The sequence below is a fragment of the Anaerotruncus colihominis genome (assembly GCF_010206195.1).
In the GTDB taxonomy this organism is placed as follows: Bacteria; Bacillota; Clostridia; order Oscillospirales; family Ruminococcaceae; genus Anaerotruncus; species Anaerotruncus colihominis_A.
The window spans coordinates 94,686-119,902 of sequence record NZ_VIQT01000014.1; the positions used below are offsets into that span (position 1 = coordinate 94,686).

A 25,217-nucleotide genomic window follows, 5' to 3' on the forward strand; every position below is an offset into this window, starting at 1 on the left:
GTGAACTGTCCCTTATGATCGATCGCATTACCGCCCTTTGTCAACAGGTAAATATCAGTATCACAAAGCTGGAACGTGAAGTCAGTCTTGGCAGAAGTACCATCCGTTATTGGGACAACCATCCGCCTGCAGTCGACAAGGTGGCTAAAGTTGCCCGATATTTTGGCGTATCCGTTGATTATCTCATCGGCAATACCGACGATCCATATTCCCATCAATCGGAACGGTCAAAAATTACCGAGGCCCTGAAGGAAGTGCAGGCCTATATTGGACAAAAGATTGAGAAGCTCAATCAGCAGGAGCTGGAATAAAAGCGGAACGCTCCGCCGGTACAGTTGTCCCGGCGGAGTGTTCCGCTTGGCTTTTTCAGAGGCTGTCTGAAAACAACGGACCCGCCCCAGCTTTTGCAGGCTGTCCCCAGCCCTCCATGCGCCGTATAGCCTCCAGCCGGGCCACGCCGACGCGGGCAGCGCCTGCACACAGCAGCGATGAGATTCCATCAAAGCTTTTAACCGGTCCGCTTGCTTTCACGGCGATCTGCCCACCGAGCAGCTCCAGAGCAACACGCACATCGCCCGGATCGGTACAGCAGCGCAGTGCGACCCCGGCCGCGCCGCTGCGGCGCGCGGCTGTCAGCACCTGATCAAGCTCCCCCGCCGACAGCACCTTCAGATCGATCAGTATCGACATAACGCGCCCGCCGGACTGGGCCAGGCGCGCCAGCTCCTCCAGCGCGTCCCGCTCTGAGGCCAACGCGCCCGATTTGACCGCCGCCAGATCAAGCGCGATCTCCAGCTCGTCCGCCCCGGCATCCATACAGTCCTTTGCGAGCGCCGTGCGCGCCCGCGGCGTCAGCGCCCCCCAGGGGTGTCCAACCGCCGCGGTCAGAGCTGTCGGGCTGCCGCTCAGCAGCCGCCGTCCAAGCGGCAAAAAATACGGAGGAAGCGTCACCGCCGCCGCGCCGAGCAGGCGTGCCTGCCGGCACGCCTGCTCTACCTGTTCCTGTGTACAAAGCGCAGACAGAAGCTCGAGCGAAACAGCTCCCGGCACGGTGCACGGCTCCGGCCATCGCTGCGCCCGGCCGCCGCCCGGCCCTTTGCCGCGGGCGGCGCGCAGCATCTGCTGCTCCACCGCGCTTACAATCTCATGCAGTTCCATGGCCGCGCCCTCCTCTCATGCCAAAGCGGCCGCGCACAGCCCTTGACGTTTTCAAATCTAAAGATAGCTTTTTGTTTCGCCGTCAAGACAAACGCTGTCCAAAACGCCGCAGATTGTCATATCCGCGATCACATGCTTTCCCAGGAAAATAGCCGACGCGCCGCCGTCCGTGTTGACAAGCACCACATCGCCCACGCCTGCCTGCGCTGCGTCGAAAACGACGGCGTTTTCCCCGGTCCGGCGTCCCGCGCCGTCCAGAAAATCGACAATCATCAGCTTTTGTCCCGCATGGCTTGAGTCCTTGACCGTGGAAACAACGTTGCCTACGACCTGCGCGACCCGCACGGAATTACTCCTTCAAAGCGGGGAGAATCGCCTCGACCTCGTCGGCCGGCGACGGGATGACATGCACGCCGTACACCTCGCCGACACGCTTGGCGGCGGCGGCTCCCGCCTCCACGGCGGCCTTTACCGCGCCCACATCGCCGCGGACCATCACCGTGACAAGCCCGGAGCCGATCTGCTCCTTGCCCACAAGCGTGACATTCGCAGCTTTGACCATTGCGTCGGCCGCTTCAATCGCGCCGACCAATCCGCGTGTTTCAACCATGCCTAATGCCAATTTCATTTCAAACACTCCTTAATTTATATCATTGTCATTTGGAAACGCAATATGATAGGTATCGATGATTCCGGCAATCGACGCGTCGGACGGCACCAGCGCGCGCCGGAACACCTGCGCCGCATGTTCGGAACCGATCAGATAGACCAGATCGCCCCGACCGGCCTGGCCAGTCGAATCGGCCGCAACAATCATTTTTGTCCGCCTGCCCTTTTCAATGAGCTGCACAACCAGCAGCGGGATATTTTTCAGCCCTTCTGTTTTAACGGTTGACACCACCCGCCCGGCCACCTCGCCGATATACATACAGCCTTACTCCTTGACAGGCAGAATGCCCTCGACCTCGTCATGCGGCGAGGGGATCACATGCACGCCGTACAGCTCGCCCACATTTTTCACGGCGGCGGCGCCCGCTTCAACAGCGGCTTTCACCGCGCCCACGTCGCCGCGGACCATCACAGTGACAAGCCCGGAGCCGATCTGCTCCTTGCCCACAAGCGTGACGTTCGCGGCTTTCACCATCGAATCGGCCGCCTCGATCGCGCCGATCAGACCGCGTGTTTCAACCATACCGAGTGCTAACTTCATTATCATATCCTCCTGTTGTTTCAGAACCTGTATTCACAGTCGCCAAGCGCCGTCCAGGCGAATCTTTTGCCTCCGCTCCGCGTTGAATTTTTTCCCGGCGGCAGCCCGCCTGCAAAGATTCTCCTTGATCGGGCACAAAATCCATGGCTTGCCCAGCATCCTCCGGCTGTGGGTACAGGTTCTTAGAATCGGATGCTGTCCCTATCGTTTCCGGCCCGGCTTTTCGTCCGTCCGGCTTTTGAACTCAATACAACGACCTGATCATATCGGGATGCGGCGCAGGGATCACAACGCTGTCATTCATCAGTCCCGCCGTCCCTTCGGCGGCGCGTGCAGCGTCCACTGCGGCCTGGACAGAAGCGATCTCGCCGGTGAGGGCGATAAACGATTTACCGCCAAGCCCGCGTCCGAGACGCACCTCCATCAGCTGCACGTCGGCGGCCTTGGCGGCCGCATCGGCCGCCAGCACGGCCGCGCACAGTGAAAACACCTCCATCACACCCACCGACGCGACCCGTTCGATCTCCGTGCAGGCGTTGATCGCCCGAGGCACCTGGGGATGGATATTCGCGACGAACATGCTGTCCACCAGCTTTTCACCGCCGGACAGCTTGCCCGCCTCGACGCTCTCACGCACGGCAGCCGCTTCGCCGGTGACAAGCACAATGTATTTGCCCGCACAGACCGGCTGCGCGGTAACAAGCTCTACTGCGGCCGCCTTGAGCATGGCGTCCCCCGCCTGCACACCGGCCGGGATGCTGGTCAACTCGATCATACCTAACGCGTTCATATGGTCGCCTTCCTTATCTCAACATAGCTGTCCGTCACCGCGGTCACAGTTCCGGAGATGCTCGCATGCATCTTTACGCCCAGTTTTCCCGGGGCGATATCAGCTATAAGCGCATTTTTGCGGACCTTATCCCCCACGCTAACTACCGGGACGCTCGGCGCCCCCACGCCCATGCGCAGCATGATGCGCACCTGCCCGGTTGGGAGCAGCTTTTCCGACAGCGGCGCGTCCATATCGTACCGCTCCAGGCCCATCCGCGCGATCAACCGTTTAACGGGCAACTTTTTGTCGTCGATGCTGCGGTCAACGCGGGTATAAACCTCCTTGCGGGGCTTGACGCCCTTCTGCGCGAGCATCGCTTTCATCTGCTGCATCGCCTGGGACGGCTTCAGTCCAAAATTGCAGGCGTAATATGTACAAACCCCGCAGTTACAGCAGGAAAAGACGCCGTTTGCATCGCCGAGCAGATCAGCTCCCTGTGCGATTGTCCGCATCGCCTTATGCGGCTGGACGTTCAGGCCAAGGGCGTTGCGCGGGCACATCTGCGTGCACATGGAGCACTGGCAGCAAACCGACCGGATAAGCTGCATGTTGAGCGTCTCCTCACGCAGCTTCCACAGCGGATGATCCACAGGGAAAGCTAAAAGACCGCCAGTCGTCTTTGTCACCGGGATATCCGGTTCGTCCACCACGCGGCCCATACAGGGACCGCCGATGATATAGCGGCATGGCCCAGTTGTACCTCCGGCCGCTTCAAGCAGCTCCCGGCAGGAGATACCGACCGGGACCTTGAACGTGCGCGGCGCACGCACCGCGCCGCCCACGGTCACATACTTTTCAACCACCTTTTTACCATCCGCGGCGTTCGCCACATTGAGCAAAGTGCTCGCGTTGCAGACGACCGCCCCAACGTCCAACGGCAGGCCGCCGGTCGGTACGACGCGCCCCGTCACCTCGTAAACAATCTGTTGTTCGTCGCCGGCCGGATAATATTCGCGCAGCAGGTGCAGCCGGAGCGGCCCAAACGGTTCGATCGCAGTGTCCAGAGCCTTAGCCGCGCCTTCGTAGTGCTTTTTCAGCGCGATGACGCCCTCCTTCGCGCCGGTCTGCTCCATCACCAGGCGCAGCCCTTCCACGACCTCTGCCGCATAAAGCTCCATCACCTGCTGATCAACCCGCAAAAGCGGCTCGCACTCCGCGCCGTTGACAATGACGACCTCGGCTTGGCAGTTGATCTTTACATGCGTCGGAAAACCCGCGCCGCCCGCGCCCAAAATTCCGGCGTTCATCACCATTTCCTTAACATCCATATATGACTACCTCAACTTTGACCTGTCACACGCCGGGATCACCCTTCGCCGCTGACAAACTTTTCAAAGACGCGCTTCCCGCCGATATCTACCGAATCAATGATGGCGGCAATCGTCAGGTCGGTCGGCTTGTTTACAGTCAACTGCGTCTGACGGGAGGAGCTGCCGCTGACGAGCATGACCACTTCCCCTTCGCCGGCGCCGACCGCGTCGATGGCGACCAGGGGCGCGCCCTTCTCCTCCCAGGTTTCAATATCGATCGGCTTGACGATCAGCAGCTTAAGCCCAGTGAGGGTCTCCGCTTTATTTGTGCTGACCACCGTGCCTTTTACTCTTGCCAACTGCATCGGCTCACTCCTTTAGTACCGCAGCCGCACGCCCGTTTCACTCAGAGCATCCCGGGCGGACGGCGTGATGATCGCACCGGCGCTGCACCAAACCGTTTTATCCACAGTCCGCGCGGCCTGCCGCACGGACTCCTCCGTCACCAGTGTCAGCCGTTCGCACTGCTGCGAATGATGATAATTGATTGTCTCCACATTCATGGAGCGCAGTGTCTCCAAAGCCTCGGCGACCTGTCCAAGCAGGCTGTTGCGGTGAAAACGCGGTGGGTCAAAATCCAACAGCAGCTCCACCCTTTTTCCCCACAGGATTGCCCGGATGACCAGGAAGGCCAAATCCGTCCCATCCTCTCCTGCGGCGATCTCCCGCAGAAGGGCGACAGGCGGCGCCGCCAGGGCGACCGTCTCGGCCTGCGAGGTCAGCGCGAGCAGGCGCTCGCGTCCCAATTGCTCCGGCGACAGGGCGTTTTGCATCGTGCCGGAAAAATCCGCCATGGTCCAGCCGCCGTATCGCTGCGTCAGGCACTGGTCAAGCTCCTCGGGAAAAGCCGCCGGGGCGGGCAGCAGGACGATATGCGCGCCCCGGCGGCCCTGGCCGCCGTCTTTACGCGCCAGCCGCCGGTTGACCTCGCCGGCAATCTGCTCAATCAGGCTGTGCATCTGTTCCCTGTCCATATCCGTACCGCTCCGAAACACGTTTTAAAGCCCCTGCTGGCGGACCGCCTCTACTACAAGGCCCTCGCAATATGTCTTTGCGATGATGCGGGCCACCTCGCTCTCAACAGCCTCCATTGGATTCGAAGGCGTGCAGGTATCCTCCATCGCATGGCAGGCCAACAGCGGGATATCGTCCATTGAAAACCCAAAGCTATGCAGCGGACGGATTCCGATATCCTCGCTCAAATCACGGACACAGTCAGCCGCCGCCTGAGCGGCATCCTGAGCGGACAAGCCGCGTATATCCGCTCCCAGCGCGCCGGCGATATCGCCCATGCGCTCCAGGCAGGCCGGAGCATTGTATTCCATCACGCGCGGCAGGATTTGAGCGCAGGCGATGCCGTGCGGAATATGGTACTGCGCGCCAAGCTGATGGGCGATGCTGTGCCCAAGCCCCAGACCTGCGTTTGAAAAGGCGAGTCCCGCCATATATTCCGCCCAGCACATATCGGTGCGCGCCCGCATATCGCCGCCGTCGGCCACGGCCCTGCGCAAAGATCTGCCCACCAGCCGGATAGCTTCAATCGACAGTGCGTCCGTGTAGGGCGTGGCCTCGCGGCAGGTGTACGCCTCCACCGCATGGGTCAGCGCGTCCATACCAGTCGCGGCCGTGAGGGAGGGCGGCATCCCCACCATCAGGGTTGGATCGTCAATGGCCAGATAAGCCAGGCAGTTCGGGTCCATCATGACCATTTTGACGTTTTTCACCTCGTCGGTGATGACATAGGCGCATGTGACCTCGCTGCCGGTACCTGCGGTCGTATTGACCGCTACGATGGGCGCGCCCGGCCGCGCCGACTTGCGCACGCCGCAATAATCCTCAATGCGGCCGCCATTGGCGGCTAGGATACTCACCGCTTTTGCTACATCGATTGGTGAACCGCCGCCGATGGCGACGATGCAGTTGCAACCCTGCCGGGCGTACTGCTCCATCGCCTCGTTGACGACGCCAACCGAGGGATTCGGCTGCACGCCGTCATAGGTACAGTATCGGATTCCGGCGCGGTCAAGCACATCCGTAACCTTTTTAACGGTCCCGATTTTCACCAGTCCCTGGTCGGTCACAACCAGAGCCATCACCACGCCTTCCAACCTGCGCAGAAACTGCGGTATCTCCAAAATGCTGTTTTCCCCAACCAATGTGTGGCGGGGCTGTACCAGCTCGACCACATGATTCTCCATGCTGTCACTCTCCTTTGCCTTGCGCCGGCCTTGTCCGGCCGCGCGCTTTGCAGGTGTCCTCTTCGTTTATGATCGGACTTTTATCCAAAAAAACAAATAAATAAACACATTCTCAATGTCATTATATCATGGGAAAAATGTTGTGCGCAACCGCCTTAGGGTTGTCAATCATGTAGAAATTGCGGCATATTTTTTGTTACGGATGCGTCCGATCCATGCCGATGTCCGATTTTGTCCGTTTCATCCGGAATATCACTGTGTGATACTGGCCATTCCGAGCCAGTGGCGCTTGAGCGGATAGTCCTCCGTCAAACGTGCCGTCCACTGCTCATACGCCTGCTCGCGCAGCCGTTCCTCCACGGCCTGGTCCCGGGCTGTATCATCCTGATTCAGGCCGATGAAAAACAGGATAAAGCACCCCGCGTCCTTATAGGCCACCGTCCCCACATCGCCATAGGCGCGGGCGGGATCCGTCAGCCATGCGCGATTGCCTTCATTGAGACGCGAGACGAGCATTGTCTCAAGGGTGGCGTCGCCGTCCGCATACGTCTGCTGCTCGTCAGCGGACGCATAATCGCGCGCCATCTGTGCGAAGGAAGCTTCGTCCGTCACCTTCGCGGCGGCTTCTTCGGCTTGCTTCTCGCCGGCGCCCGCGTAGTAGAAGGAACGGAAGGTCACCATATCAAACGTTTCCGGCGACGCCTCATAAGCCGCCTGAATCTCCGACTGATCAAAGGTCAGCCCAGCTCTGTACGCATCCCGATAGCTCTCGGCCAGCTTCACCGTTTCCACAAAATCCCGGTATGTATCAAGATTGCAGCCCGCGCCGACAGTGGCGGCCAGATAGCTGTCAGCGCCGGCATAGCCGTCGCTCTCCGCCATGCTTTTTATCAGGGATATCTCATCCCCGACCGCAGCCTGATCCTCCGGCCGCAGCGTCCAGCCCGCTTTTTGCGCCTCCGCCGCAACGGCGTAATCGCTTTGGATGGCCGCGTCGGCCTGACCCTTGACCAGGTCGCGCCAGTCGGACCCGGTCGCCTCATCATAGTAGCTTTCCAGGCTTTCGCCGCTGGTCATAGAGAACATGGAGGACATCTCCGCATACGCCTTGCCGAAATAACAGCTGTATGTCGCCGCGCTCACCTTTATATCGCCGACTGTCACCGCCGTGGCCCATCTGGCGTAAAACCCGGCAGCGGCCAGCGCCACGGCGAGCACTGCAAGCAAAGCTATGGCCGCGGCAACACATACCGCAATAAAACGAATACGCCTGCGCCGCTGCGCCGCCTGCGCGGCGGCCGCACGGCCGGCGGGCGTTTCCGCCGGCGCGCCGCCTGTGCGGTTTTTTCTGCTCATAGGCCGCTCCCTTTATCGCTTGGCGCGCGCCATCACCTGGCGCACGATATCCACGATATCCTCCATTTCGACGCCCGCGGCTGTCCCGGCCGGCTGCTGGCCGCCGTGAGCGCACTGCCCGCCGCATCTTTTCTGCTCCACGCAGGCCGGAACACCGTCTCTTCCGACATTTTGACACGCTGGACGGCCGCCGGTGCTGATCCCCAGCCGTGTACGCGTATCAACAAGCTGATCGATCTGCTCGCAGGAAAGCTCGTTGGCCTGTCCAATGATGCTGCCGGTATACATGGTCACAAGCGCATAATATTCGAGCGACTCCATGCGGAAATACGCCTGCATCGGGTCCTTTCCCCAGGTCAGCGCGCCATGGTTGGCCAGAAGAACGCCGTTATGCGTTTTACAGAACGGCGCAATCGAATCCGGTACCTCCTGTGTGCCGGGCGCGGCGTACGGCGCGACAGGCACCTCTCCAAGCTGCACCACCGCCTCCGGCAAAATGGCCCGTGAGAGCGGGATTCCCGCAATTGCAAACGAAGTGGCCACCGGCGGATGCGCATGCACCACGCTTTTCACCTGCGGATTTTCGCGATAAACGCGCAGATGCATCTTCAATTCGCTGGACGGCTTTGTACCGCCGCGCAGGATATTGCCGTCCAAATCCACCTTGACAAGCATATCCTCCGTCATATATCCTTTGGAAACGCCGGTCGGCGTTGCCCACAACTCGTTCTCACCAACCTTACAGCTAATATTCCCGTCGTTGGCCGCCACAAAATTTTTATTGTACATCCTGCGGCCAACCTCCAAAATCAGCTGCTTGGCCTCATAATCACCCATATAATCGCCCATATTTCTCATTTTGATTGAACCTCCCTTGTTTGTTCATGATCCGTGCCGCTGCGCGGCGCGGTCCCGGTCAATGATCCAATATTTATTATTGGGGGCTGCGGGCGCTTTGTCAAGAAACCGCCGCCTGATTCGCGCATCCGGGCGTCTGTTCTGTATGGAATCCAGCCGAGCCGGTTATGCTTATATTGCACTTTGCACGAAAACGTGGTAATATGGGGCTGTTGACAAACCAAACTGTGCCGAAAGCGAGAGCGGTTTTTTCGGCGGATAAAACAAAAAACACAGGCAAGCCTTTGAGGATTCACGAGTATTTTTGTGAAAGATGCCGGAATAAAGCGCCGCTGTTTGGGGTACAGCGACTTTGTCAACAGGCCCGATATGTCCATAAAAGAGTTCTCAGAGGGAAAAGGGGATTGGCAATGCTTGCGATCACACGGCGCAACGCCATCAAGGAGCAGCTTCTCGAACGAAAAAGCGTTACAATAACCGATCTATCAAAACGCCTTCGTGTGACAAAGGAAACCATCCGCAGGGATCTGCGCCTGATGGAGGAACAGGGCGACCTGATCCGAACCCACGGCGGCGCTTACATTTTGGATGGCGTGCAAAACGACATCGATATCTCCATGCGCCAGGTCCTCAAGACCAAGGAAAAAACCCTGATTGCAGAAAAATGCAGCCAGCATATCCAATCCGGCGACTCTATTTTTCTCGACGGTTCGACCACCTGTTGGTTTGTCGCCCGGCAATTGGCCAATAAGAACCTCACGGTTTTAACAACGTCCCTGCAAATTGCGACCATCCTGGCGGCCTCCCCCACGATCAGCCTTATCCTGATCGGCGGCTCTTTTTCCCCAAACAGCATGGCGTTCCTTGGCGATAACGCCTGCCGCGCCCTTTCAAACTACTATGTCGATAAGGCGTTCATATCCTGCCGGTCTGTCAGCATGGAAAACGGGCTGACAGACGTTTCCGAAGGGGATGCGGCCATCCACCGGCTGATCACGCAGCGCAGCAACCGCACTTATCTGGCGGTGGATCACTCCAAGGTGGGGCCGACCTCCTTTGCTTTCGCCTGCGGGCTGGATTCAATCGACGCCATGATCTGTGACAAGCCTCTGCCGCAGGCATGGCAGGACTATCTGACAGGGAAAAACATCGCATTTTATTGATTGAAATTCTATAAAAAAGGGAGATGGGCTGATGGTCCACCTCCCTTTTTCATTGCGCCTGCTTATTTGATGCCCAGCTTTTCAAACGCTTTGTCAAAGGGAGCGTAAGCAATTCCCTTTTCTGTGATGATGCCGGTCACCAGGCTGTGGTCCGTCACGTCGAAGGCGGGATTGTTGACCTTGACGCCCTCCGGCGCCATGCGCTTGGCATACCACATCTCCGTGACCTCCTCGGCCGGACGCTCCTCAATCACGATCTCATCGCCGTTTTTCAGCGACATGTCGATCGTGGAGGACGGCGCGCAGACATAAAACGGAATGCCATAGTGCTTGGCAAGAATCGCCACGCCGCTCGTACCGATCTTATTGGCAAAGTCGCCGTTTGAAGCGACGCGGTCACAGCCGACAAACACAATGTTGATCTTACCGCGCTTCATGGTGATCGACGCCATGTTGTCGCAGATCAGCGTGGTGTCCACACCGGCGGTCTGCATTTCAAAGGCGCTCAGGCGCGCGCCCTGAAGCAGCGGGCGCGTCTCGTCACAGAACACATGCAGATCGTCCCAGCCATGCTCCAGAGCGATATAAACCGGCGCCAGGGCGGTGCCGTACTTGGCTGTGGCGAGCGTGCCTGCGTTGCAGTGGGTCAGGATGCCGTCGCCGTGATGCAGCAGCTCAAAGCCCAAATTTCCGATGCTGCGGCTGATGGCGATGTCCTCCTCGCGGATGGCGTCCGCCTCCTGACAGAGGCGCTCCTTCATCTGCACGACTGTCAGCTTATCGCGGTTTTCCTCGAGCACCTTCTCCATCCGGTTGAGCGCCCAGGAGAGGTTGACGGCCGTCGGGCGTGAGGAGTCGAGATACGCTTTCTTCTCCTTGAAGTTTTTCACAAAAGCGTCCATATCATCCGTTTCGAGCTGCGAAGCGACAATATAAATCCCGTAGCCGGCGGCCACGCCGATGGCCGGCGCGCCGCGCACGCGCAGCGCATAGATGGCCTCCCATATATCCTCCGCCTTGGAGAGCGTCAGATATTTGATTTCCCCGGGCAGGAGCGTTTGGTCGAGAATGACCATTTCCTTTTTATTATCCGCCAATACGACGGTATCGAGATTTAACGCATTCATTTATGTATATCCTCCTTCTGTCGGCCGGCTCACAGGCAAGCGACGGCGTCCTTCAAAACCTTCAGGAAATCAGCGCCGCTGCGCAGTGCGGCGCGCTCTTTGATATAACGTTTGGCGGCCAGAATACAGACGCGCTCGGCGCGGGTGCGCTTCACTTCATCGGCAATGGTGGTCAAATCCTTGACGTTTGCCATGCCGACCGTGCGGCGGATCAATTCAAGCCCTGTGACCGCGGCGGTATCGGACAGGACCGTACCAAGATAATAATCCATATAGCCGGGCGTTTTGGCCATACGGTCGGTGACATGCTCGGTATAGTACGCCTTCATCTTCGCCATCGTCAGATCAACCACGTCGACAATCACCTGCTCGGCCCATCCGCAGAATTTGTCGCGTTCGGCCTGACCGGCAATTTCCGCGTCGCCGTTGCACCATGCAAAAATGATATTTGCGACAACATTGCCGATGTCATAACCCATAGGACCATAGAAGCAGAACTCCGGATCGAATACCATCGTGGTGTCATCGTTGATGAAGATGGAGCCGGTATGTAGGTCGCCGTGAATCAATGACTGCGCGTTGCACATGAAGTCCATTTTCAGCTTGGCGACCTCCAGATGGAGCGCCTCGTCTCCGTAAAGCTCCTTCTTGACAAAGTCGGCGTTGGGTGGATAGACGTTGTTGCGATTCGCGCAATTGTTGTAAGGCTCGGTATAGACAAGATCCTCGGTAATTTCGCACAGCTCGGGGTTGATGTACTTCTTTTGAAGCTCTTTTTTCTCCTTGTGATCCAGCACGATGTCGGTCGTACCCATCAGCGTGTTGGCCATAAAGGTGGTGATCTGCTCGGCGAACTTTGGATAAATCTTGTGCTGAAGCATACTGGTGCGCATGATCGCATGGCCGCTCAAATCCTGCATTCCGCAGGCGCACATCACCGTGTCATAAAAATAAATCTCCGGAACGTATCCGGGAGCCAGCTTGCCCTGGAGCAGCAGGATTTCAGATTCAATGCGGTTGCGGTCGGTGGAGATGTGCATGTCAGCCGATATGCGCAGCGCCTCGCCAGCCTGCTTGATAATGGCGGAATGGCCTTTGCCGTCCCAGACGCGGAACACATAGTTTAAGTTTCCGTCGCCGATCTCCTTGCACTGCATGGAGTTCACGTCCCAGTCGAACCGCGTCACCTTTTCAAGGGCATACTCCTTGGCGTCGTTCAGGTTCATCAGAAAATAGCTATCATACTTTTTCATTCCGCAAAACCTCCTGTATCATTGTTTACGATTCAATACAAATGATCTGCCGATTCCCGATGTAAATCATTATGTTGTTTTTTGTTTTTATTTTTTGTTTTATTTGATTTTATCTCTATTTTAACGATTTGTCAATTCAAAACGATCAAAAAGCAACATTTCATCAATACAACATATTTCTATATAAATAAAGAAAGAACAGGCCGCCGCCGAACAAAGCCGTGCGGCGGCCTCTTTCCGAATTGCAGGAGAAAACCGGGGCTTAATCCTCTTTCTTGGTTGCGTAAGCGGCAATCAGCGCCAGAGCCAGAACCGCGCCCTTGACAGCCGGCAGCACGTAATACGAAACACCGACCTGTGTGAGCCCGTTTTCCAATGTACAGATCAGCGCAGCGCCAATCATGGTTCCGATGGCGTTGGGCTTCTCCGCGCCGCCTACGGACCGGCCGACAAAGACCGCGGCCAGCGAGGGCATCAGATAGTTGTCGCAGCCTGTGATCTGCGCGGCGGAGTTGCGCGAGCAGACGACCATCGCGCCGATGGCGATAAACACCGCAGTCACCATTCCGGCGACGAAACGGTATTTCTTAACGTTGATGCCGGAGAGCTTCGCGGCCGTTTTGTTGCCGCCCATCGCATAAAGGTAACGGCCGTGCTTGGTGTAGTTGAGGAAAATAAACGCAAACAGCACGCAGGCCAGCATAATCAGGATGCACCATGGGGCGCGTCCAATGTTCAAAAAGCCCTCGGTCCAACCCTTGCGGATCGGTTCCGCTTTCCACGGCGTCGGCATACCGGAAGAAACCGCGCCGCCGCCCGTCCACCAGAGTCCCAGTCCTTGGTGTACGAACATCAGCGCACAGGTCGCCAGCATATCAGGAATTTTACAGACCAGGATCAAAAACATGGTCAGCAGATACATAACCATTGTAAATACAATCGTCGCCAGGATACTGGCCCACAGCGGCAGGCCAAACCACAAAAATGTACTTGCAAACACATACGCGGAGAAGGACGCCAACGTACAGGCGGACATGTCGAAACCATCCGGCGCCATGGTCACGGTCGCAGCGATGGCAAAGATGGTGGTGATGGCCATGGCCCTTAAAATATTGATCGCATTGGCCGCGGAGAAGAATGCGCCGCCCTGGATGACCGTGAAGATAACGATGGAGACCACAAGCGCGATAACGGCGGCCCAGTCCATCAGAAAACGGCCGGCGCTTTTCTTTTTAAGCAGTTGATTCATATGTATTTCCCCCTGAATGAGTGGATTTGTACCGCGGCCCAATCAGCTGGCCACGAAAGCTTCCGTTCCGCCGACCGCATAATGCATGATCTCGTCCTCACACGTTTCGGCTGTCTCAAGCTCCGCCATGATCCTGCCGTCAAACATAACATAGGTCCGGTCGGTAATGGAAAGGATCTCGGAGTTTTCGCACGACGCATAGAGCACGCAATTGCCCTGCTTTGCGATCTCATTGATCAGCTTGAAAATCTCAGCCTTCGCGCCGATGTCGACGCCCTTTGTCGGCTCATCAAAGATATAGATATCGCAGTCGGCCGCCAGCCATTTTCCAACAACCACCTTCTGCTGGTTTCCGCCCGACAGGTTGCGCACCATTTGGAAAATGGACGGCGTTTTGATGCCGAGCGAATCAACAAATTGTTTGGCGTTGGCGGCTGTCTTATTTTTATTGATGAAGGACATCCGGCAGAATTTGCTCAGGCACGCGGCCGACAGGTTGAAATCGACCGTTTCATTGACAAGCACGCCCTCCTTGCGGCGTTCCTCGGGCACCAGCGCCATCCGGCTGCGCACCGCGTCGGACGGGTTCTTGATCTTGAGCTGCCGGCCGTCCATGGAAATCGTGCCGGCGGACTTTTTGAGCGCGCCGAACAGCGTCTTGCAAAGCTCGCTCTTGCCCGCGCCAACCAGACCGGCGACACCGACAATCTCTCCGCGGCGGACATAAAGCGACACGTCGTTGACCTTACCCTCGGTATCGGAGAGATGCTCCACCTCAAACGCCTTTTCCCCGATGTCCACAATCTCCTTGGGGAAGTTCTCCTCAAACGAGCGGCCGAGCATCTTTTCCACAATCTCCTTTGTGGTCGTTTCCGGTGTGATAGGGGAATTGTCCACAATCTCGCCGTTGCGCATGATGGTGTACGAATCGCAGATCTGCAACACCTCATGCAGACGGTGCGAAATAAAGATAACCGCCAGATTTTCTGTCTCAATCAGGTGCTTACAGAGCCTGAACAGCTCCTCCGTCTCTGTATCGCTCAGGGGCGCGGTCGGCTCGTCAAGAATCAGGAAGTTGCAGGAGCTTTGGATCGCACGGGCGATCAGAACCATTTGCTTTTGCGCCAGTGACAGCGTTCCGACCAGGCGGTTCACATCAAGGTCGATGTTCAGGCGCTTGAGCACCTCTCTTGCCTCGCTGCGGATTTTCCCCCAGTTCATGAACTGTCCGTGCCCCATATTCATAACCATGTGGTTAAACATGACGTTTTCCGCGACGGACAGCGATGGGATCAGCGCCATATCGACCTCCTGATATACGATCTGGATGCCAAGCGCTTTGGCTGCGGCCGGCTTGCGCAGCTCCACCACCTCGCCGTTATAGAGCACATCTCCGGTATAATCGGGGTTCGAACCAGCCAATACCTTCATCAGCGTCGATTTTCCGGCGCCGTTCGCGCCAAGCACCGCATGGATTTTTCCTGTTGCGATTTCAAAATCCACGTTTGACAGCGCCTTGACGCCGGGAAAAACAATGGAAACATTCCTGGTTCCAAGCGTGATTTTGTCCATAGATTCCCTCTTTTCCAGTTTGTGGTTTTCCGCCGGCTGGCAGTGAAAAACCGCGTGCAGCGCCGCGCTCCGCGCGGCTTTTCACAATCAGCCAATGGGAAAAGCATTAAGCAGGGCGCCGGGGGGAGCCCCCGACGCCCGCTTCGTTACATGTAACGCTCAGAGCAGTCGTTCTTCCCAGAGATCCGCTCTTTTATTTTGATCAGTCACCCAGCAGGGCGGTCATCCAGTCGGTGGTGGGCATCCAGGAACGGTCGCTGTAGCCTTCGCCCGCTACCGTGTCCAGATTCATCACGTTGATACCGCCGCCCGACACCATGTCCTGTGTCACGACCGTGGTCGGCAGCTCAAGCCAATCACTGGCGGCGCCGGTCATCGGGTCGATGATCTTGTCATACTCGCCGGCCATTTCCAGAGCCAGAACGCGCATACCGAATTCACCGTTATAGTACCAGTTGGTGGTGGCGCAGGCCTTCCACGGAGAATTGGCAGCCGCCATCTTGTCGATATCGGCGTTGCTGATGTCGACGCTGACCATCGGGATGTCAAAGCCTCCCTGGGTCAGAGCGGTATACACGCCGCTCGCGTACAGGTCATAGCAGCACCAGATCGCATCGATGTCGCCCGGCTGGTATTTTGCCAGCGTCGCGGTCGTGACGTCGGTCATGGAAGCCTCGGCATTGTTGAAGTCGGACGGACCGATGGTCTCGACCGTCTGGATAAGTCCTTCCTGCTCGTACTTCTCATAGCCGACCTGGCGGCGGTCAAACGGGGAGTTGAAGTTCGGGCCAACCCAAACCTTCAGAACCTTGACAGGCTCGCCGGCTGCAACCTTGTCGGGATTCAGAGTGTTGCAGATGTAGTCGAGCAGCAGCTCGGCAAACTGAGCGTCCTGCTGGAAGAACTGGGTCACGCCCTCGATCTTCTGTGTTTCGCCATTGTTGTCCTTAAACGGGGTGTCGAAGGTTGCGATTTTCAGATCGGGATACTGCTTAAGCAGATCGGTCAGGAATGTGTAAGCGTAGTTCTGACCGCCGTGGCTGAGCAGCAGGCCATCATAGCCGCCGGAAGCGCACTGGGAAACCGTGTCCTGCCAATTGGTATCCGAACCGTTGCAGAAGAACGCCTGATACTCCATACCGAGGCCCACCGCGGTTTTCTCCGCGTACTCGGACCACATCTGGAAAATGTCGGAAGGCGCCATCTGCATGATATAGGCGACCTTCTTGCCCGCCACAGGCGAGGCGCTTGCGTCGCCTGCAGGCGCGCTGTCGGCGGGCGCGCTGGCCGCCGGTGTGCTGGCATCGCCAGCCGGGGCGGCGTTGTTTGCTGCAGGGGTGCTTGCAGCGCCGGCCGCATTGTTGGAGCCGCCGCATCCAGCAACTGTCAAAAGCATTGCGAGAGCCATCATCAAAGCGATAATCTTTTTCATTGTATCCTCCTGTCATCTTTCTCCTGGGGGAACCGCTTACTGCTCCCCTGTGTTATCTCCAATTTAACACAGCCTGTTTGGTTTGTAAACGAATTTGTTGTATTTTTTCTTTTTTTGTTTGTTCCGCCAAATTATATAAAATCTTTTTGTAAATATTAACCATCTATTTTTTGCCTAAAACCTTGCAATTAGTAAAAACAGATATTCTAGAGCGCAATATTCTTAAAAATTCTGTTTTATATGTTGATAAATCTGTCTGTTTATAAACTGGTATAAAGCCCCTTCTCGTCTCTTGGATTTCTCTATTTTGTTGCCCCACTTCAGATATACGGTCAAAACAAAACATTTTACAACATCGCACAAACGGCATATCCTCTTGTTTTTTCTTTTTGCACCTGCCGCACTTTCCATTCCATCGAACTGTTCGTCATTTTATCCTATTTTTTCCTTCGTTTTTCTATTTCCGTTTTTGTCCTTTTTCTTGACATTTTTTGAATAAAATCCTATGATAAAGCGTATATGAAGGCATGCCGCTGACGTCTGAAAACTGGCGCGCCCCTACCCGCGCAGGTGGAGCGGCGTATTAAACAAGGAGGAATTTCATCACATGAAAAAGATTATCAATGCTCCTGAACAGTACACCGACGATATGCTCAAGGGAATCTATGCCGCGCATGGCGACGTGGTCAAATATGCAGACGGAGATCTGCGCTGCTACTGCACCGCCAAAAAGAAAAACGGCAAGGTCGCCATCATCACCGGCGGCGGCACCGGCCATTTGCCGCTGTTTCTCGGCTATGTCGGTGAAAATCTGCTTGATGGCTGCGGCGTTGGCGGCGTGTTCCAGTCGCCTTCGGCCGAACAGATCTTCAACGTGTCCAAAGAGGTCGAGGCAGGAGCCGGCGTCCTCTATTTATACGGCAATTATACCGGGGACATCATGAATTTTGACATGGCTGCGGAAATGTGTGACATGGAGGATATCGAAACACGTTCCATTGTGGGCGCCGATGACGTCAACTCCAACGCCAATCCTGACACGCGGCGCGGTGTGGCAGGGATCTTTTTTATGTATAAATGCGCCGGCGCCAAGGCAGCTCAGATGGGTACGCTCGACGAGGTGCTCGCCGCCGCGCAGAAGGCCAAGGACAACACCCGCACGGTCGGTTTCGCGCTCACCCCCTGCATCATTCCGGAGGTCGGCCATCCAAACTTTACGCTCGGTGAAAATGAAATGGCGATGGGTATGGGCATCCATGGCGAGCCGGGCGTCTGGAACGGACCGCTCAAGACCGCCGATGAAATCGCCGCCGAGTCGCTCGACACGCTGCTCGCGGATATGCCGCTGTCCGCCGGCGAGGAGGTCTGCCTGCTGATCAACGGGTTGGGCGCTACCTCTGTGGAGGAGCTTTACATCCTCAGCGGATCCGTCACCCGCATCCTGAAGGAAAAAGGCGTTTCCATCTACCGCACCTTTGTCGGCGAGTACGCCACCTCTATGGAGATGGCCGGCGCCTCCATCTCGATCTGCCGCATGGCCGACCAGGAAATGAAAGATCAGATCGACATGCCGGTCAATACGCCGTTCTACTGTCAGAAATGAGGAGGCTTTAAAATGACTGTGATCACCTGCGAGCAGCTCCCCGAGCTGTTTGCCGCTGTCGGCGACCTGTTCGCAAAAAAGCGCGACGAGCTGTGTGAAATGGATGCCCAGATGGGCGACGGTGACCTGGGGCTCACCATGAGCAAGGGCTACTGCGCCCTGCCGCAGCTGCTGCGCGACAATATGGAGCCTGGCGACATCGGCAAAACGCTGATGAAGGCAGGCATGAAAATGTCCTCTGTTGTCCCCTCCACCATGGGTACACTGATGTCCTCCGGCATCATGGCCGGCGGTAAGGCGCTCAAGGGAAAACCGGAGCTTGACGCCGCCGGTTTGGCTGTTTACATACGCGCCTTCGCGGACGGCGTCCAACAGCGCGGCAAATGCCAGCGCGGCAACCGTACCATTCTCGACGCGCTCGCCGCCGCCGCGGACAAGGCGTCTGACCTTGCGTCCGCAAATCCTGAAGCCTCCTTGCAGGATGTGATCGACGCCGCCGTCGAGGGCGCCGGCGAGGGCGTGGAGGCTACCAGGTCCATGACGCCTGTATTTGGCAAAGCGGCTGTTTTTGCCGCAAAGGCGATCGGTACGCCCGATCAGGGCGCTGTGGCAGGCCAATATATGCTCATCGGGATGCAAAACTATATTTGCCAGTAGGGTTTGTTTGAAAATAGAGGATTTGCCGGATTTTTCGCAGACAGCAGGAGAATACAGGGTAAAAATCGTAGGAATCCTTAATGAATCAAAAAAACCGGCCGCTGCGGAGCTTTCCGCAGCGGCCGGTTTTTGTAGAAAAAGACGGGTATTTTGATTTTTCAAACAGCCTCTGATCAATGCAAAAGGGGTTATGCACAAAAATTTTATGTACATGCAGGAAAACATCACAGAGCGCGCACTTTATATGTGGGTTTTTATCCCCTTGGGGCTTGCCTGCCGAAGGGGCGGCGGCCATTCTTTTTTTAGGGCGCGGCTTTGTCAACCGCTCCGGAATGTGTTATGATGGTAAGCGGCGGCCGGTGCGGCCGGCTGACTGGAGGGCTTTTTTGATGGGTACGAAAGAATACCGGATGAAAAAAATGGAATACTATGGCCGCCCGATGGGTGCGTTAAACCTGTATATGTATCTGCTGCTGCCTGCGTTCGTGTTGTACAGCGCAGTTATGTTCGTTTGGCGCGCGACAGTCACAAGCGCACAGTTCGCCTCGCCGGAGGAGTTTTTGACCAATCTGATCCTGTTGATCCTTGCGACCGCGGCGCTTGTTTCTGTTTACGGAGCAGATCGGTACGCCTTTTTTAGCAATGTCTTATTCCTGCCGGTTCTGGTCGTGTGGCGGGTCCTGTCCACCTTTTCGCCGTCTCTGTTTGAACCGGCAACCGCCGCCGGGGCGGCTGCCGGCGTGTCTTTCTCTGTCCAGACGATCATTGACAGCGTCCTTGAAAATATTTCAACGGTTACACAGGGTGTTCAGACATTCGCGGCCGGTCTGCCGGATGGCTTGCAGACGGCCGCTTCACAGGCGCTTGAAATCCTTTCCAGCGTCTCGATGGGCGGCGGTATGGAGATGATGGGCGGCATGGGCGATATGGGCATGAGCATGATGGACGCGGGCATGATGGGCATGGACGGCATGGCTGGTGAGGGCGCGGCAGCTGGCGGCTCCCTGATTGCAAAGCTCGTCGGCTTATTTGTCAAAACCGGCGACGATGTCACGCTCTTTGTCAGCACGATTGAATGCGGGTTGTTTGTCCTCCTGTGCCTGTTTTTCTTTTTCTTTTTTATCAAGCACGCCAAATTTTTTCTCACGCCGCTTGACCGTTTCCGTGCCAGAGATGAATTGGCTTAAATTCCAGGTTGTTCTACTTTTTCACCAATACCCGCGCCATAGAGCGCGGGTATTTTTATATGTTTTTACATTCTCTCTATTTTTCAATTAAGACCCGCGCAAAATATCTTGGTTATTTTTAATATTTTTACAGTCAAACAAGCAGTTCAATCCATCTATATATACCAATCAAATGGTGCGTTCACAAAATTTTACCGTGTTTTATTTTTGTGAGGCAATGCGTTATTCTAATTTCAGACATTTTAAAAGGAGGGGCGATGCATGCGTGTTCCAAAGGTCGCCGCAATCAATGATCTGTCCGGGCTTGGCAGGTGTTCCCTGACAGCTGCAATCCCCATTTTGTCAGCGATGGGGGTGCAGGCTTGTCCGCTGCCGACAGCGGCTCTCAGCAATCAAACCGGTTTTGAAAGCTTCGCATCGGTCGACCTTTCAGAACAGATTCCCCGCTTTTCCTGTGAATGGCGTAAACGCGGCGTAACATTTGACGGCATCTACACAGGCTTTCTCAATGGCCCTGCGCAGGCCGGACAAATCGCGGATTGGATCAATCAATTTCGCACCCCGCAGACGCATGTGCTCGTCGATCCTGTGCTCGGCGACCGCGGGCACATCTATCCCGTATTTGATCGTACCATGATTGCGGCTGTGCGCGCACTGGTCACAAAAGCGGATATCATCACCCCCAATCTGACGGAAGCCTGTATCTTGGCTGGAACCAGTTATGAAGAAGCGATGCGCTCCGACAGGCTGGATACCATCCGTTTGGCGGCCTGCGCGCTGCAAAAACAGGGACCATCCACCGTTGTCATTACAGGCATCCCACGGGGCGAACAGATTGTTAACGCCGTATTTTCTCCGCAAGGCGAACATCTGATCGCAACGCAGCGCCTTGGCGATGGCTTTTCCGGCACCGGCGATATCCTGGCGTCTGTGCTGTGCGGCGGCCTGATCCGCGGAATGGAGCCGAAAACCGCGCTGGATTTGGCCGCTGCCTTGCTCCAAAAAGCAATTGTCCATACGTTTGCCGAAGGCGCCGATCCAAATGACGGCGTTGCGTTTGAACCATATCTGTATTTATTGACCGACAGGGAGGCCTATCGATGAATCGTCAAACAACCAGCATCGCGTATTCAGGACGGCTGTTGACAACATCTGCGATGTTCGCGGCTATGATTACATTGACCACGGCATATCTGTTCCATATCCCGATCGGCGCGAATGGCGGTTATATCCATTTTGGCGACGCATTCATCTATCTGGCCGCGAGCCTGACGCCAATGCCGTATGCCTGCGCAGCCGCTGCGATCGGCGGGGGGCTGGCCGATTTTTTATCCGGCGTGCCAATCTGGGTGATCCCCACAATGATCATCAAACCGTTGACCGCCGTCTGGTTCACTTCGCGCAGTGAACAGCTGCTTTGCCGCCGCAATGTCTGCGCATTGATTCTGGCAGGTCTTGTTTCCAATGCGGGTTATTACATCGCAGAGGCTCTGTTTTCCGGCAATTGGCTCGCTCCTCTGGCGCTCCAATGGGGCGGCGTCGTGCAGTCGGGCGGCAGCGCCGTGCTGTTCCTGTTGGCCGCCGCGACGGCTGACCGCCTGGGTTTGAAAAAACAGCTTTTTCGGACGCATATTTAGATTCTGATAAAAATCGCTCTTTTGCAGCTGCTTTTGCGCATCAGCCCGCAAAGCGGCCAGGCGCGTTTTAATCAAAAAACGATGGGGGAGAACGCAGCATGGAGGATATTCTTTATACATACGGCGAAAATCTATATGTCAATCTGACGAACCGCTGCCCTTGTAACTGCACCTTTTGTATCCGTTCTCAAAAGCAGGGACTTGGCTCCGCAGAAACACTCTGGCTTGATCACGACCCTTCCGCTGATGAAGTGATCGCCGCACTTCAGGCTTATCGCCTTGCGGACTTTGAGGAGCTGATTTTCTGTGGCTACGGCGAGCCATTTTGTGCGCTTGACAATATGCTCGCGGTCTGCCGCTATGTACGCTCTGCCAGCGATATCAAAATCCGTATCAATACCAACGGCCTTGGCGACCTGATCAATGGCCGTGAAACGCCGCCGCTGCTGACCGGCCTGGTCGATACAGTGTCTGTCAGCCTGAACGCGCCGGACGCGCAGTCATATTTGGAGGTCACACGCCCGTCCTTCGGTATACAATCGTTTGACGCTATGGTCGATTTCGCCGCACGCTGCAAAACCGCTTCGCTCAATACAGTTTTTTCAATTGTCGACGTGTTGCCGGCCGAGGAAATCGAAGCGTGCAAACGCCTGTCGGAACAAACAAAAATCCCGCTCCGAATCCGTCACTTTTCCGGAAAAGACGCATAGCCCAAACGAAGGGGGCGAAGCCTGTATGGCTTCGCCCCCCTCCTCATCTGCGACCAATCCATAAACAATGCTGCCGGCATAAGCAGCGCGATGCAAAGCGATTGAGGAACACGGCGGCAAAATATTTTATTGTATTGCGGCCAAAGCACCTTCCATTACAAGCCGCAACCATTATCCTCTCCTTTTTATTTTATAAAATATTCTGTTTAAACACGAGGGATGTTTATCACGATATAGCCCCGCCCGCGTCTGTTTCATCACAAGATCATAGCAGCCGATCCGAAGGCGCAGGATGCAGAATATACACAGATTTTACTGAACGATTTTTTAAACCATCTATAAAAGCACAATTTTTCCTATCGCCCCAAAGGTGCATATTTTCAATTGACATACATTTATAAAATGTCCTGTGTGTCCATTGGCGCGTCATTTTACCTGATTATTCCACTGCACATCACATCGCTGTTATCATATCATGAATCAGGAGGGTTCTGCGCGCACCCGCATGTTTCTATAAGCTTTTCCCTGTGCGCCGCCCTTATCGCTTTGGAAAAGGAGAATTTGGCATATGGAATGCAAGCTCAATACCGAGACGGTTGTGATTGCGGTGCAGGATTGCCCCGACAACATGCCGGCTCTTGGCATGACGTATTCGCCATGGCAGCAGTGGAACTCTGTTTATGAGGCGGACGTTGGCTTTTGCCGTGGGACGATCTTCCCTGAACTTGATAAACCTTTCTTAGAGGGGGCGTGTCCTTGTGTGTGAACGTCAGAAACTGTTAAGACAAATCCAGATTCACAATTTCGCCATCACCGACGTCGTCCTTTATCTCGATGGTCATCCGACTTGTCAGCCGGCTCTCGCCTATTATGAGAAGCATAAACAACTGCGCGATGAAGCGGTTGCACTTTATAACCAACGGTTTGGCCCGCTGAATATGCGTGAAAACACAAACCCGAACAGATGGACCTGGGTCGATGATCCGTGGCCCTGGGAATTGGAGGCGTAAGGCGATATGTGGTTATATGAAAAGAAACTGGAGTATCCGGTTAAGATTAAAAATCCCAACCCGGCGCTCGCAAAATTTATTATCTCCCAGGTCGGCGGCCCGGACGGAGAACTCGCAGCCGCGACCCGCTACCTTCAGCAGCGTTACAGCATGCCGTATGCGCAGGTCAAGGGGATCCTGACCGATATCGGCACAGAGGAACTGGCGCATATCGAAATGGTGTCCGCAATCATTCATCAGCTCACCCGCTGCCTCACCCCTGAACAGATTAAACGCAGCGGCTTCGACACCTATTTTGTCGACCACGGCACCGGCGTTTACCCACAGGCTGCGGCCGGCGTACCGTTTTCCACCTCTGTACTGCAGGTCACAGGCGACACATACGCTGATTTGTATGAAGATCTCGCCGCCGATGGTACGACTGCGCAAGAACAACAAAGCCGGAAACTCGCATAAACACTACATTTTTGTTAGGAAGCCTTTTTCGACTACGTCCGTGTAAGAACAACTTACAGTCAAAATGATAGGACAAGCCCCAAAACATAGAACGCACCGCACAGGCGGCGTTTCCCACTTCCAACATGGAGGAACAGGAACGCCGCTTTTTTCATGCCCCTTGTTACGCAGTAAGGGATTGTTAATATTTGTTTGTCTATGTATAATATAACATACAAAAAAGTGAGGAAGTTCGGCAATCATTGTATTTTGGTAAGAGAAAAATGTATCTTAGTAATAAAGACATTTCCTTTGACGAAAGACTATGCTATAACTTTTAATGGGGTGATGCAATGAAAATAAAGACAGAACAAGATTTGTCCTGTAACGAGGTAGAAGTGATCATTAAATATCCCCAAAAGAACAAGCAGGTTAATCGCATCATGGATTTTTTACAGTCATTTGATATGCAAATAAAATGCGATAATGGCGATACAGAACGAATAGTAAATATTTTGGATATTTACTACATAGAGAGCGTTGACAAAAAGACATTTGTATATCTTGAAAATGCAGTGTACCATACAGCCTTCCGGTTATACCAGCTAAAAGACAAATTGCAGACATATGGCTTTGTGCAAATCAGTAAGTCATGCATCTTAAATATCAATGCATTGGAAAGCATCAGACCTCTTTTCAACAGCAGAATGGAAGCCACCTTGAAAAATGGTGAAAAAGTTAATATCAATCGCAATTATTTAAATGGAGTAAAAAAAGCATTGAAAGGAGAAGAGATATGAGAAAATTTATTGCAAATATATTTGCGACAACAGGAATTTCTTTCATATTGCTTTCAATTGTTGCACTATTTTTTCATGCAAAATGTATCTATCTTCAAACGGTTTTCCAAGTTCTGTCAACAAATACAGTTCTCCATTTTGGAGTGATGATTTTAAGTAAATTAGAAATGAAATGTGCCATAATTGAAGCAGTCTTAGAAATTGCACTGATAATAATTACCTTGATTGTTTTTGGTTCAATTTTTCATTGGTTTACAAGCACACCGATATGGATTCTTGTTATTATGGGTTTTGCTATATATATTGTTTCAGTCACTCTAAATTCACTTTGTTTGAAACAGGAAGCCCAAGAAATCAATGCTCTTATCAAAAGGAGAAACGGCAAAAAAAATCAACAAACTTAATGTTCTATATTATGGAGGAAATATCTATGTTGGTTAAAAAGGAACGGGTATTACCT

General features: G+C 54.9%; 30 protein-coding genes. 13 read left to right on the forward strand and 17 right to left on the reverse strand.

Features of this window, described 5'->3' with window-relative positions:
• Positions 1–14: 14 nt before the first annotated feature.
• Complete coding sequence (locus tag FMM72_RS10755) at positions 15–311, forward strand: helix-turn-helix domain-containing protein (RefSeq protein WP_160209084.1); 297 nt, start codon at positions 15–17, stop codon at positions 309–311.
• A gap of 55 nt (positions 312–366) precedes the next feature.
• On the opposite strand, the gene FMM72_RS10760 is transcribed toward FMM72_RS10755, so the two are convergent.
• The 12 genes from FMM72_RS10760 to FMM72_RS10815 form a co-directional block, all read right to left on the reverse strand.
• On the reverse strand, positions 367–1,158 hold the full coding sequence (locus tag FMM72_RS10760) for a hypothetical protein (RefSeq protein ID WP_160209085.1): 792 nt from the start codon (positions 1,156–1,158) through the stop codon (positions 367–369).
• Between the two features lie 57 nt (positions 1,159–1,215).
• Positions 1,216–1,503, reverse strand: a complete 288-nt coding sequence (locus FMM72_RS10765) for a EutN/CcmL family microcompartment protein (RefSeq protein ID WP_160209086.1) — start codon at positions 1,501–1,503, stop codon at positions 1,216–1,218.
• A gap of 4 nt (positions 1,504–1,507) precedes the next feature.
• Entirely contained in the window at positions 1,508–1,786 is a 279-nt protein-coding gene (locus FMM72_RS10770; protein WP_006874473.1) for a BMC domain-containing protein, read from the reverse strand.
• Positions 1,787–1,798: 12 nt separating this feature from the next.
• The gene (locus FMM72_RS10775; protein WP_160209087.1) at positions 1,799–2,086 is read right to left on the reverse strand and encodes a EutN/CcmL family microcompartment protein; all 288 of its coding nucleotides are present in this window, start codon (positions 2,084–2,086) and stop codon (positions 1,799–1,801) included.
• Positions 2,087–2,092: 6 nt separating this feature from the next.
• Positions 2,093–2,371: a BMC domain-containing protein gene (locus FMM72_RS10780; RefSeq protein ID WP_257431769.1), complete on the reverse strand. Its 279-nt coding sequence runs from the start codon at positions 2,369–2,371 to the stop codon at positions 2,093–2,095.
• A 241-nt stretch (positions 2,372–2,612) separates the two neighbouring features.
• Positions 2,613–3,158 (reverse strand): BMC domain-containing protein, encoded by a 546-nt coding sequence (locus tag FMM72_RS10785; RefSeq protein ID WP_160209089.1) that lies wholly within the window; start codon positions 3,156–3,158, stop codon positions 2,613–2,615.
• Positions 3,155–4,468, reverse strand: a complete 1,314-nt coding sequence (locus FMM72_RS10790) for a 4Fe-4S dicluster domain-containing protein (protein ID WP_162221423.1) — start codon at positions 4,466–4,468, stop codon at positions 3,155–3,157. The genes FMM72_RS10785 and FMM72_RS10790 overlap by 4 nt, the downstream gene beginning before the upstream one ends.
• A gap of 38 nt (positions 4,469–4,506) precedes the next feature.
• On the reverse strand, positions 4,507–4,815 hold the full coding sequence (locus FMM72_RS10795; RefSeq protein ID WP_162221424.1) for a EutN/CcmL family microcompartment protein: 309 nt from the start codon (positions 4,813–4,815) through the stop codon (positions 4,507–4,509).
• A gap of 12 nt (positions 4,816–4,827) precedes the next feature.
• Positions 4,828–5,484 carry a hypothetical protein gene (locus FMM72_RS10800; protein ID WP_162221425.1) on the reverse strand — a complete coding sequence of 219 codons (657 nt, stop codon included), beginning with the start codon at positions 5,482–5,484 and terminating at the stop codon, positions 4,828–4,830.
• 24 nt (positions 5,485–5,508) lie between these two features.
• Positions 5,509–6,708 carry an iron-containing alcohol dehydrogenase gene (locus FMM72_RS10805; RefSeq protein WP_162221426.1) on the reverse strand — a complete coding sequence of 400 codons (1,200 nt, stop codon included), beginning with the start codon at positions 6,706–6,708 and terminating at the stop codon, positions 5,509–5,511.
• A 252-nt stretch (positions 6,709–6,960) separates the two neighbouring features.
• On the reverse strand, positions 6,961–8,064 hold the full coding sequence (locus tag FMM72_RS10810; RefSeq protein ID WP_160209094.1) for a hypothetical protein: 1,104 nt from the start codon (positions 8,062–8,064) through the stop codon (positions 6,961–6,963).
• 12 nt (positions 8,065–8,076) lie between these two features.
• Positions 8,077–8,922, reverse strand: a complete 846-nt coding sequence (locus FMM72_RS10815) for a class II aldolase/adducin family protein (RefSeq protein ID WP_160209095.1) — start codon at positions 8,920–8,922, stop codon at positions 8,077–8,079.
• Between the two features lie 410 nt (positions 8,923–9,332).
• Here FMM72_RS10815 and FMM72_RS10820 point away from each other — a divergent pair, with 410 nt between their 5' ends.
• On the forward strand, positions 9,333–10,085 hold the full coding sequence (locus FMM72_RS10820) for a DeoR/GlpR family DNA-binding transcription regulator (protein WP_160209096.1): 753 nt from the start codon (positions 9,333–9,335) through the stop codon (positions 10,083–10,085).
• Between the two features lie 62 nt (positions 10,086–10,147).
• Here FMM72_RS10820 and mtnA read toward each other — a convergent pair whose 3' ends face one another.
• The 5 genes from mtnA to FMM72_RS10845 form a co-directional block, all read right to left on the reverse strand.
• Entirely contained in the window at positions 10,148–11,212 is a 1,065-nt protein-coding gene (gene mtnA / locus FMM72_RS10825; protein ID WP_162221427.1) for an S-methyl-5-thioribose-1-phosphate isomerase, read from the reverse strand.
• A gap of 29 nt (positions 11,213–11,241) precedes the next feature.
• Positions 11,242–12,465: an S-methyl-5-thioribose kinase gene (gene mtnK, locus FMM72_RS10830; protein ID WP_160209098.1), complete on the reverse strand. Its 1,224-nt coding sequence runs from the start codon at positions 12,463–12,465 to the stop codon at positions 11,242–11,244.
• A 262-nt stretch (positions 12,466–12,727) separates the two neighbouring features.
• Positions 12,728–13,714, reverse strand: coding sequence for an ABC transporter permease (locus tag FMM72_RS10835; RefSeq protein ID WP_160209099.1), 987 nt, complete (start codon positions 13,712–13,714; stop codon positions 12,728–12,730).
• A gap of 42 nt (positions 13,715–13,756) precedes the next feature.
• Positions 13,757–15,286, reverse strand: a complete 1,530-nt coding sequence (locus FMM72_RS10840) for a sugar ABC transporter ATP-binding protein (RefSeq protein ID WP_162221428.1) — start codon at positions 15,284–15,286, stop codon at positions 13,757–13,759.
• A gap of 202 nt (positions 15,287–15,488) precedes the next feature.
• The gene (locus tag FMM72_RS10845; RefSeq protein ID WP_160209101.1) at positions 15,489–16,718 is read right to left on the reverse strand and encodes a substrate-binding domain-containing protein; all 1,230 of its coding nucleotides are present in this window, start codon (positions 16,716–16,718) and stop codon (positions 15,489–15,491) included.
• Positions 16,719–17,325: 607 nt separating this feature from the next.
• On the opposite strand from FMM72_RS10845, the gene FMM72_RS10850 reads away from it, so the two are divergent.
• From FMM72_RS10850 to FMM72_RS10900, 11 genes are all read left to right on the forward strand, one after another.
• Positions 17,326–18,321, forward strand: coding sequence for a dihydroxyacetone kinase subunit DhaK (locus FMM72_RS10850; RefSeq protein WP_162221429.1), 996 nt, complete (start codon positions 17,326–17,328; stop codon positions 18,319–18,321).
• A 12-nt stretch (positions 18,322–18,333) separates the two neighbouring features.
• Entirely contained in the window at positions 18,334–18,978 is a 645-nt protein-coding gene (locus FMM72_RS10855) for a dihydroxyacetone kinase family protein (RefSeq protein WP_162221430.1), read from the forward strand.
• A gap of 389 nt (positions 18,979–19,367) precedes the next feature.
• On the forward strand, positions 19,368–20,165 hold the full coding sequence (locus FMM72_RS10860) for a hypothetical protein (protein WP_162221431.1): 798 nt from the start codon (positions 19,368–19,370) through the stop codon (positions 20,163–20,165).
• Positions 20,166–20,426: 261 nt separating this feature from the next.
• On the forward strand, positions 20,427–21,269 hold the full coding sequence (locus FMM72_RS10865; protein WP_162221432.1) for a pyridoxamine kinase: 843 nt from the start codon (positions 20,427–20,429) through the stop codon (positions 21,267–21,269).
• Positions 21,266–21,802, forward strand: a complete 537-nt coding sequence (locus FMM72_RS10870; protein WP_160209106.1) for a TIGR04002 family protein — start codon at positions 21,266–21,268, stop codon at positions 21,800–21,802. Before FMM72_RS10865 ends, FMM72_RS10870 begins: the two co-directional genes overlap by 4 nt.
• 98 nt (positions 21,803–21,900) lie before the next feature.
• Positions 21,901–22,512, forward strand: coding sequence for a TIGR04100 family radical SAM protein (locus FMM72_RS10875; protein WP_160209107.1), 612 nt, complete (start codon positions 21,901–21,903; stop codon positions 22,510–22,512).
• A gap of 568 nt (positions 22,513–23,080) precedes the next feature.
• Entirely contained in the window at positions 23,081–23,278 is a 198-nt protein-coding gene (locus tag FMM72_RS10880; RefSeq protein WP_160209108.1) for a spore coat associated protein CotJA, read from the forward strand.
• Positions 23,271–23,522: a spore coat protein CotJB gene (locus tag FMM72_RS10885; RefSeq protein ID WP_006874505.1), complete on the forward strand. Its 252-nt coding sequence runs from the start codon at positions 23,271–23,273 to the stop codon at positions 23,520–23,522. Before FMM72_RS10880 ends, FMM72_RS10885 begins: the two co-directional genes overlap by 8 nt.
• A 6-nt stretch (positions 23,523–23,528) precedes the next feature.
• Positions 23,529–23,978 (forward strand): manganese catalase family protein, encoded by a 450-nt coding sequence (locus tag FMM72_RS10890; protein ID WP_162221433.1) that lies wholly within the window; start codon positions 23,529–23,531, stop codon positions 23,976–23,978.
• A gap of 332 nt (positions 23,979–24,310) precedes the next feature.
• Positions 24,311–24,757, forward strand: coding sequence for a LytTR family DNA-binding domain-containing protein (locus FMM72_RS10895; RefSeq protein ID WP_162221434.1), 447 nt, complete (start codon positions 24,311–24,313; stop codon positions 24,755–24,757).
• On the forward strand, positions 24,754–25,161 hold the full coding sequence (locus tag FMM72_RS10900; RefSeq protein WP_160209111.1) for a hypothetical protein: 408 nt from the start codon (positions 24,754–24,756) through the stop codon (positions 25,159–25,161). The genes FMM72_RS10895 and FMM72_RS10900 overlap by 4 nt, the downstream gene beginning before the upstream one ends.
• Positions 25,162–25,217 lie beyond the last annotated feature (56 nt).

Bases quoted from the DNA above. Each gene is read 5' to 3' on its own strand.
- FMM72_RS10755 (WP_160209084.1), top strand. From the start codon at position 15: ATGATCGATCGCATTACCGCCCTTTGTCAACAGGTAAATATCAGTATC.
- FMM72_RS10760 (WP_160209085.1), bottom strand. From the start codon at position 1,158: ATGGAACTGCATGAGATTGTAAGCGCGGTGGAGCAGCAGATGCTGCGC.
- FMM72_RS10770 (WP_006874473.1), bottom strand. From the start codon at position 1,786: ATGAAATTGGCATTAGGCATGGTTGAAACACGCGGATTGGTCGGCGCG.
- FMM72_RS10775 (WP_160209087.1), bottom strand. From the start codon at position 2,086: ATGTATATCGGCGAGGTGGCCGGGCGGGTGGTGTCAACCGTTAAAACA.
- FMM72_RS10785 (WP_160209089.1), bottom strand. From the start codon at position 3,158: ATGAACGCGTTAGGTATGATCGAGTTGACCAGCATCCCGGCCGGTGTG.
- FMM72_RS10790 (WP_162221423.1), bottom strand. From the start codon at position 4,468: ATGGATGTTAAGGAAATGGTGATGAACGCCGGAATTTTGGGCGCGGGC.
- FMM72_RS10795 (WP_162221424.1), bottom strand. From the start codon at position 4,815: ATGCAGTTGGCAAGAGTAAAAGGCACGGTGGTCAGCACAAATAAAGCG.
- FMM72_RS10800 (WP_162221425.1), bottom strand. From the start codon at position 5,484: ATGGACAGGGAACAGATGCACAGCCTGATTGAGCAGATTGCCGGCGAG.
- FMM72_RS10805 (WP_162221426.1), bottom strand. From the start codon at position 6,708: ATGGAGAATCATGTGGTCGAGCTGGTACAGCCCCGCCACACATTGGTT.
- FMM72_RS10810 (WP_160209094.1), bottom strand. From the start codon at position 8,064: ATGAGCAGAAAAAACCGCACAGGCGGCGCGCCGGCGGAAACGCCCGCC.
- FMM72_RS10815 (WP_160209095.1), bottom strand. From the start codon at position 8,922: ATGAGAAATATGGGCGATTATATGGGTGATTATGAGGCCAAGCAGCTG.
- FMM72_RS10820 (WP_160209096.1), top strand. From the start codon at position 9,333: ATGCTTGCGATCACACGGCGCAACGCCATCAAGGAGCAGCTTCTCGAA.
- mtnA (WP_162221427.1), bottom strand. From the start codon at position 11,212: ATGAATGCGTTAAATCTCGATACCGTCGTATTGGCGGATAATAAAAAG.
- mtnK (WP_160209098.1), bottom strand. From the start codon at position 12,465: ATGAAAAAGTATGATAGCTATTTTCTGATGAACCTGAACGACGCCAAG.
- FMM72_RS10835 (WP_160209099.1), bottom strand. From the start codon at position 13,714: ATGAATCAACTGCTTAAAAAGAAAAGCGCCGGCCGTTTTCTGATGGAC.
- FMM72_RS10840 (WP_162221428.1), bottom strand. From the start codon at position 15,286: ATGGACAAAATCACGCTTGGAACCAGGAATGTTTCCATTGTTTTTCCC.
- FMM72_RS10845 (WP_160209101.1), bottom strand. From the start codon at position 16,718: ATGAAAAAGATTATCGCTTTGATGATGGCTCTCGCAATGCTTTTGACA.
- FMM72_RS10850 (WP_162221429.1), top strand. From the start codon at position 17,326: ATGAAAAAGATTATCAATGCTCCTGAACAGTACACCGACGATATGCTC.
- FMM72_RS10855 (WP_162221430.1), top strand. From the start codon at position 18,334: ATGACTGTGATCACCTGCGAGCAGCTCCCCGAGCTGTTTGCCGCTGTC.
- FMM72_RS10860 (WP_162221431.1), top strand. From the start codon at position 19,368: ATGGGTACGAAAGAATACCGGATGAAAAAAATGGAATACTATGGCCGC.
- FMM72_RS10865 (WP_162221432.1), top strand. From the start codon at position 20,427: ATGCGTGTTCCAAAGGTCGCCGCAATCAATGATCTGTCCGGGCTTGGC.
- FMM72_RS10870 (WP_160209106.1), top strand. From the start codon at position 21,266: ATGAATCGTCAAACAACCAGCATCGCGTATTCAGGACGGCTGTTGACA.
- FMM72_RS10875 (WP_160209107.1), top strand. From the start codon at position 21,901: ATGGAGGATATTCTTTATACATACGGCGAAAATCTATATGTCAATCTG.
- FMM72_RS10880 (WP_160209108.1), top strand. From the start codon at position 23,081: ATGGAATGCAAGCTCAATACCGAGACGGTTGTGATTGCGGTGCAGGAT.
- FMM72_RS10890 (WP_162221433.1), top strand. From the start codon at position 23,529: ATGTGGTTATATGAAAAGAAACTGGAGTATCCGGTTAAGATTAAAAAT.
- FMM72_RS10895 (WP_162221434.1), top strand. From the start codon at position 24,311: ATGAAAATAAAGACAGAACAAGATTTGTCCTGTAACGAGGTAGAAGTG.
- FMM72_RS10900 (WP_160209111.1), top strand. From the start codon at position 24,754: ATGAGAAAATTTATTGCAAATATATTTGCGACAACAGGAATTTCTTTC.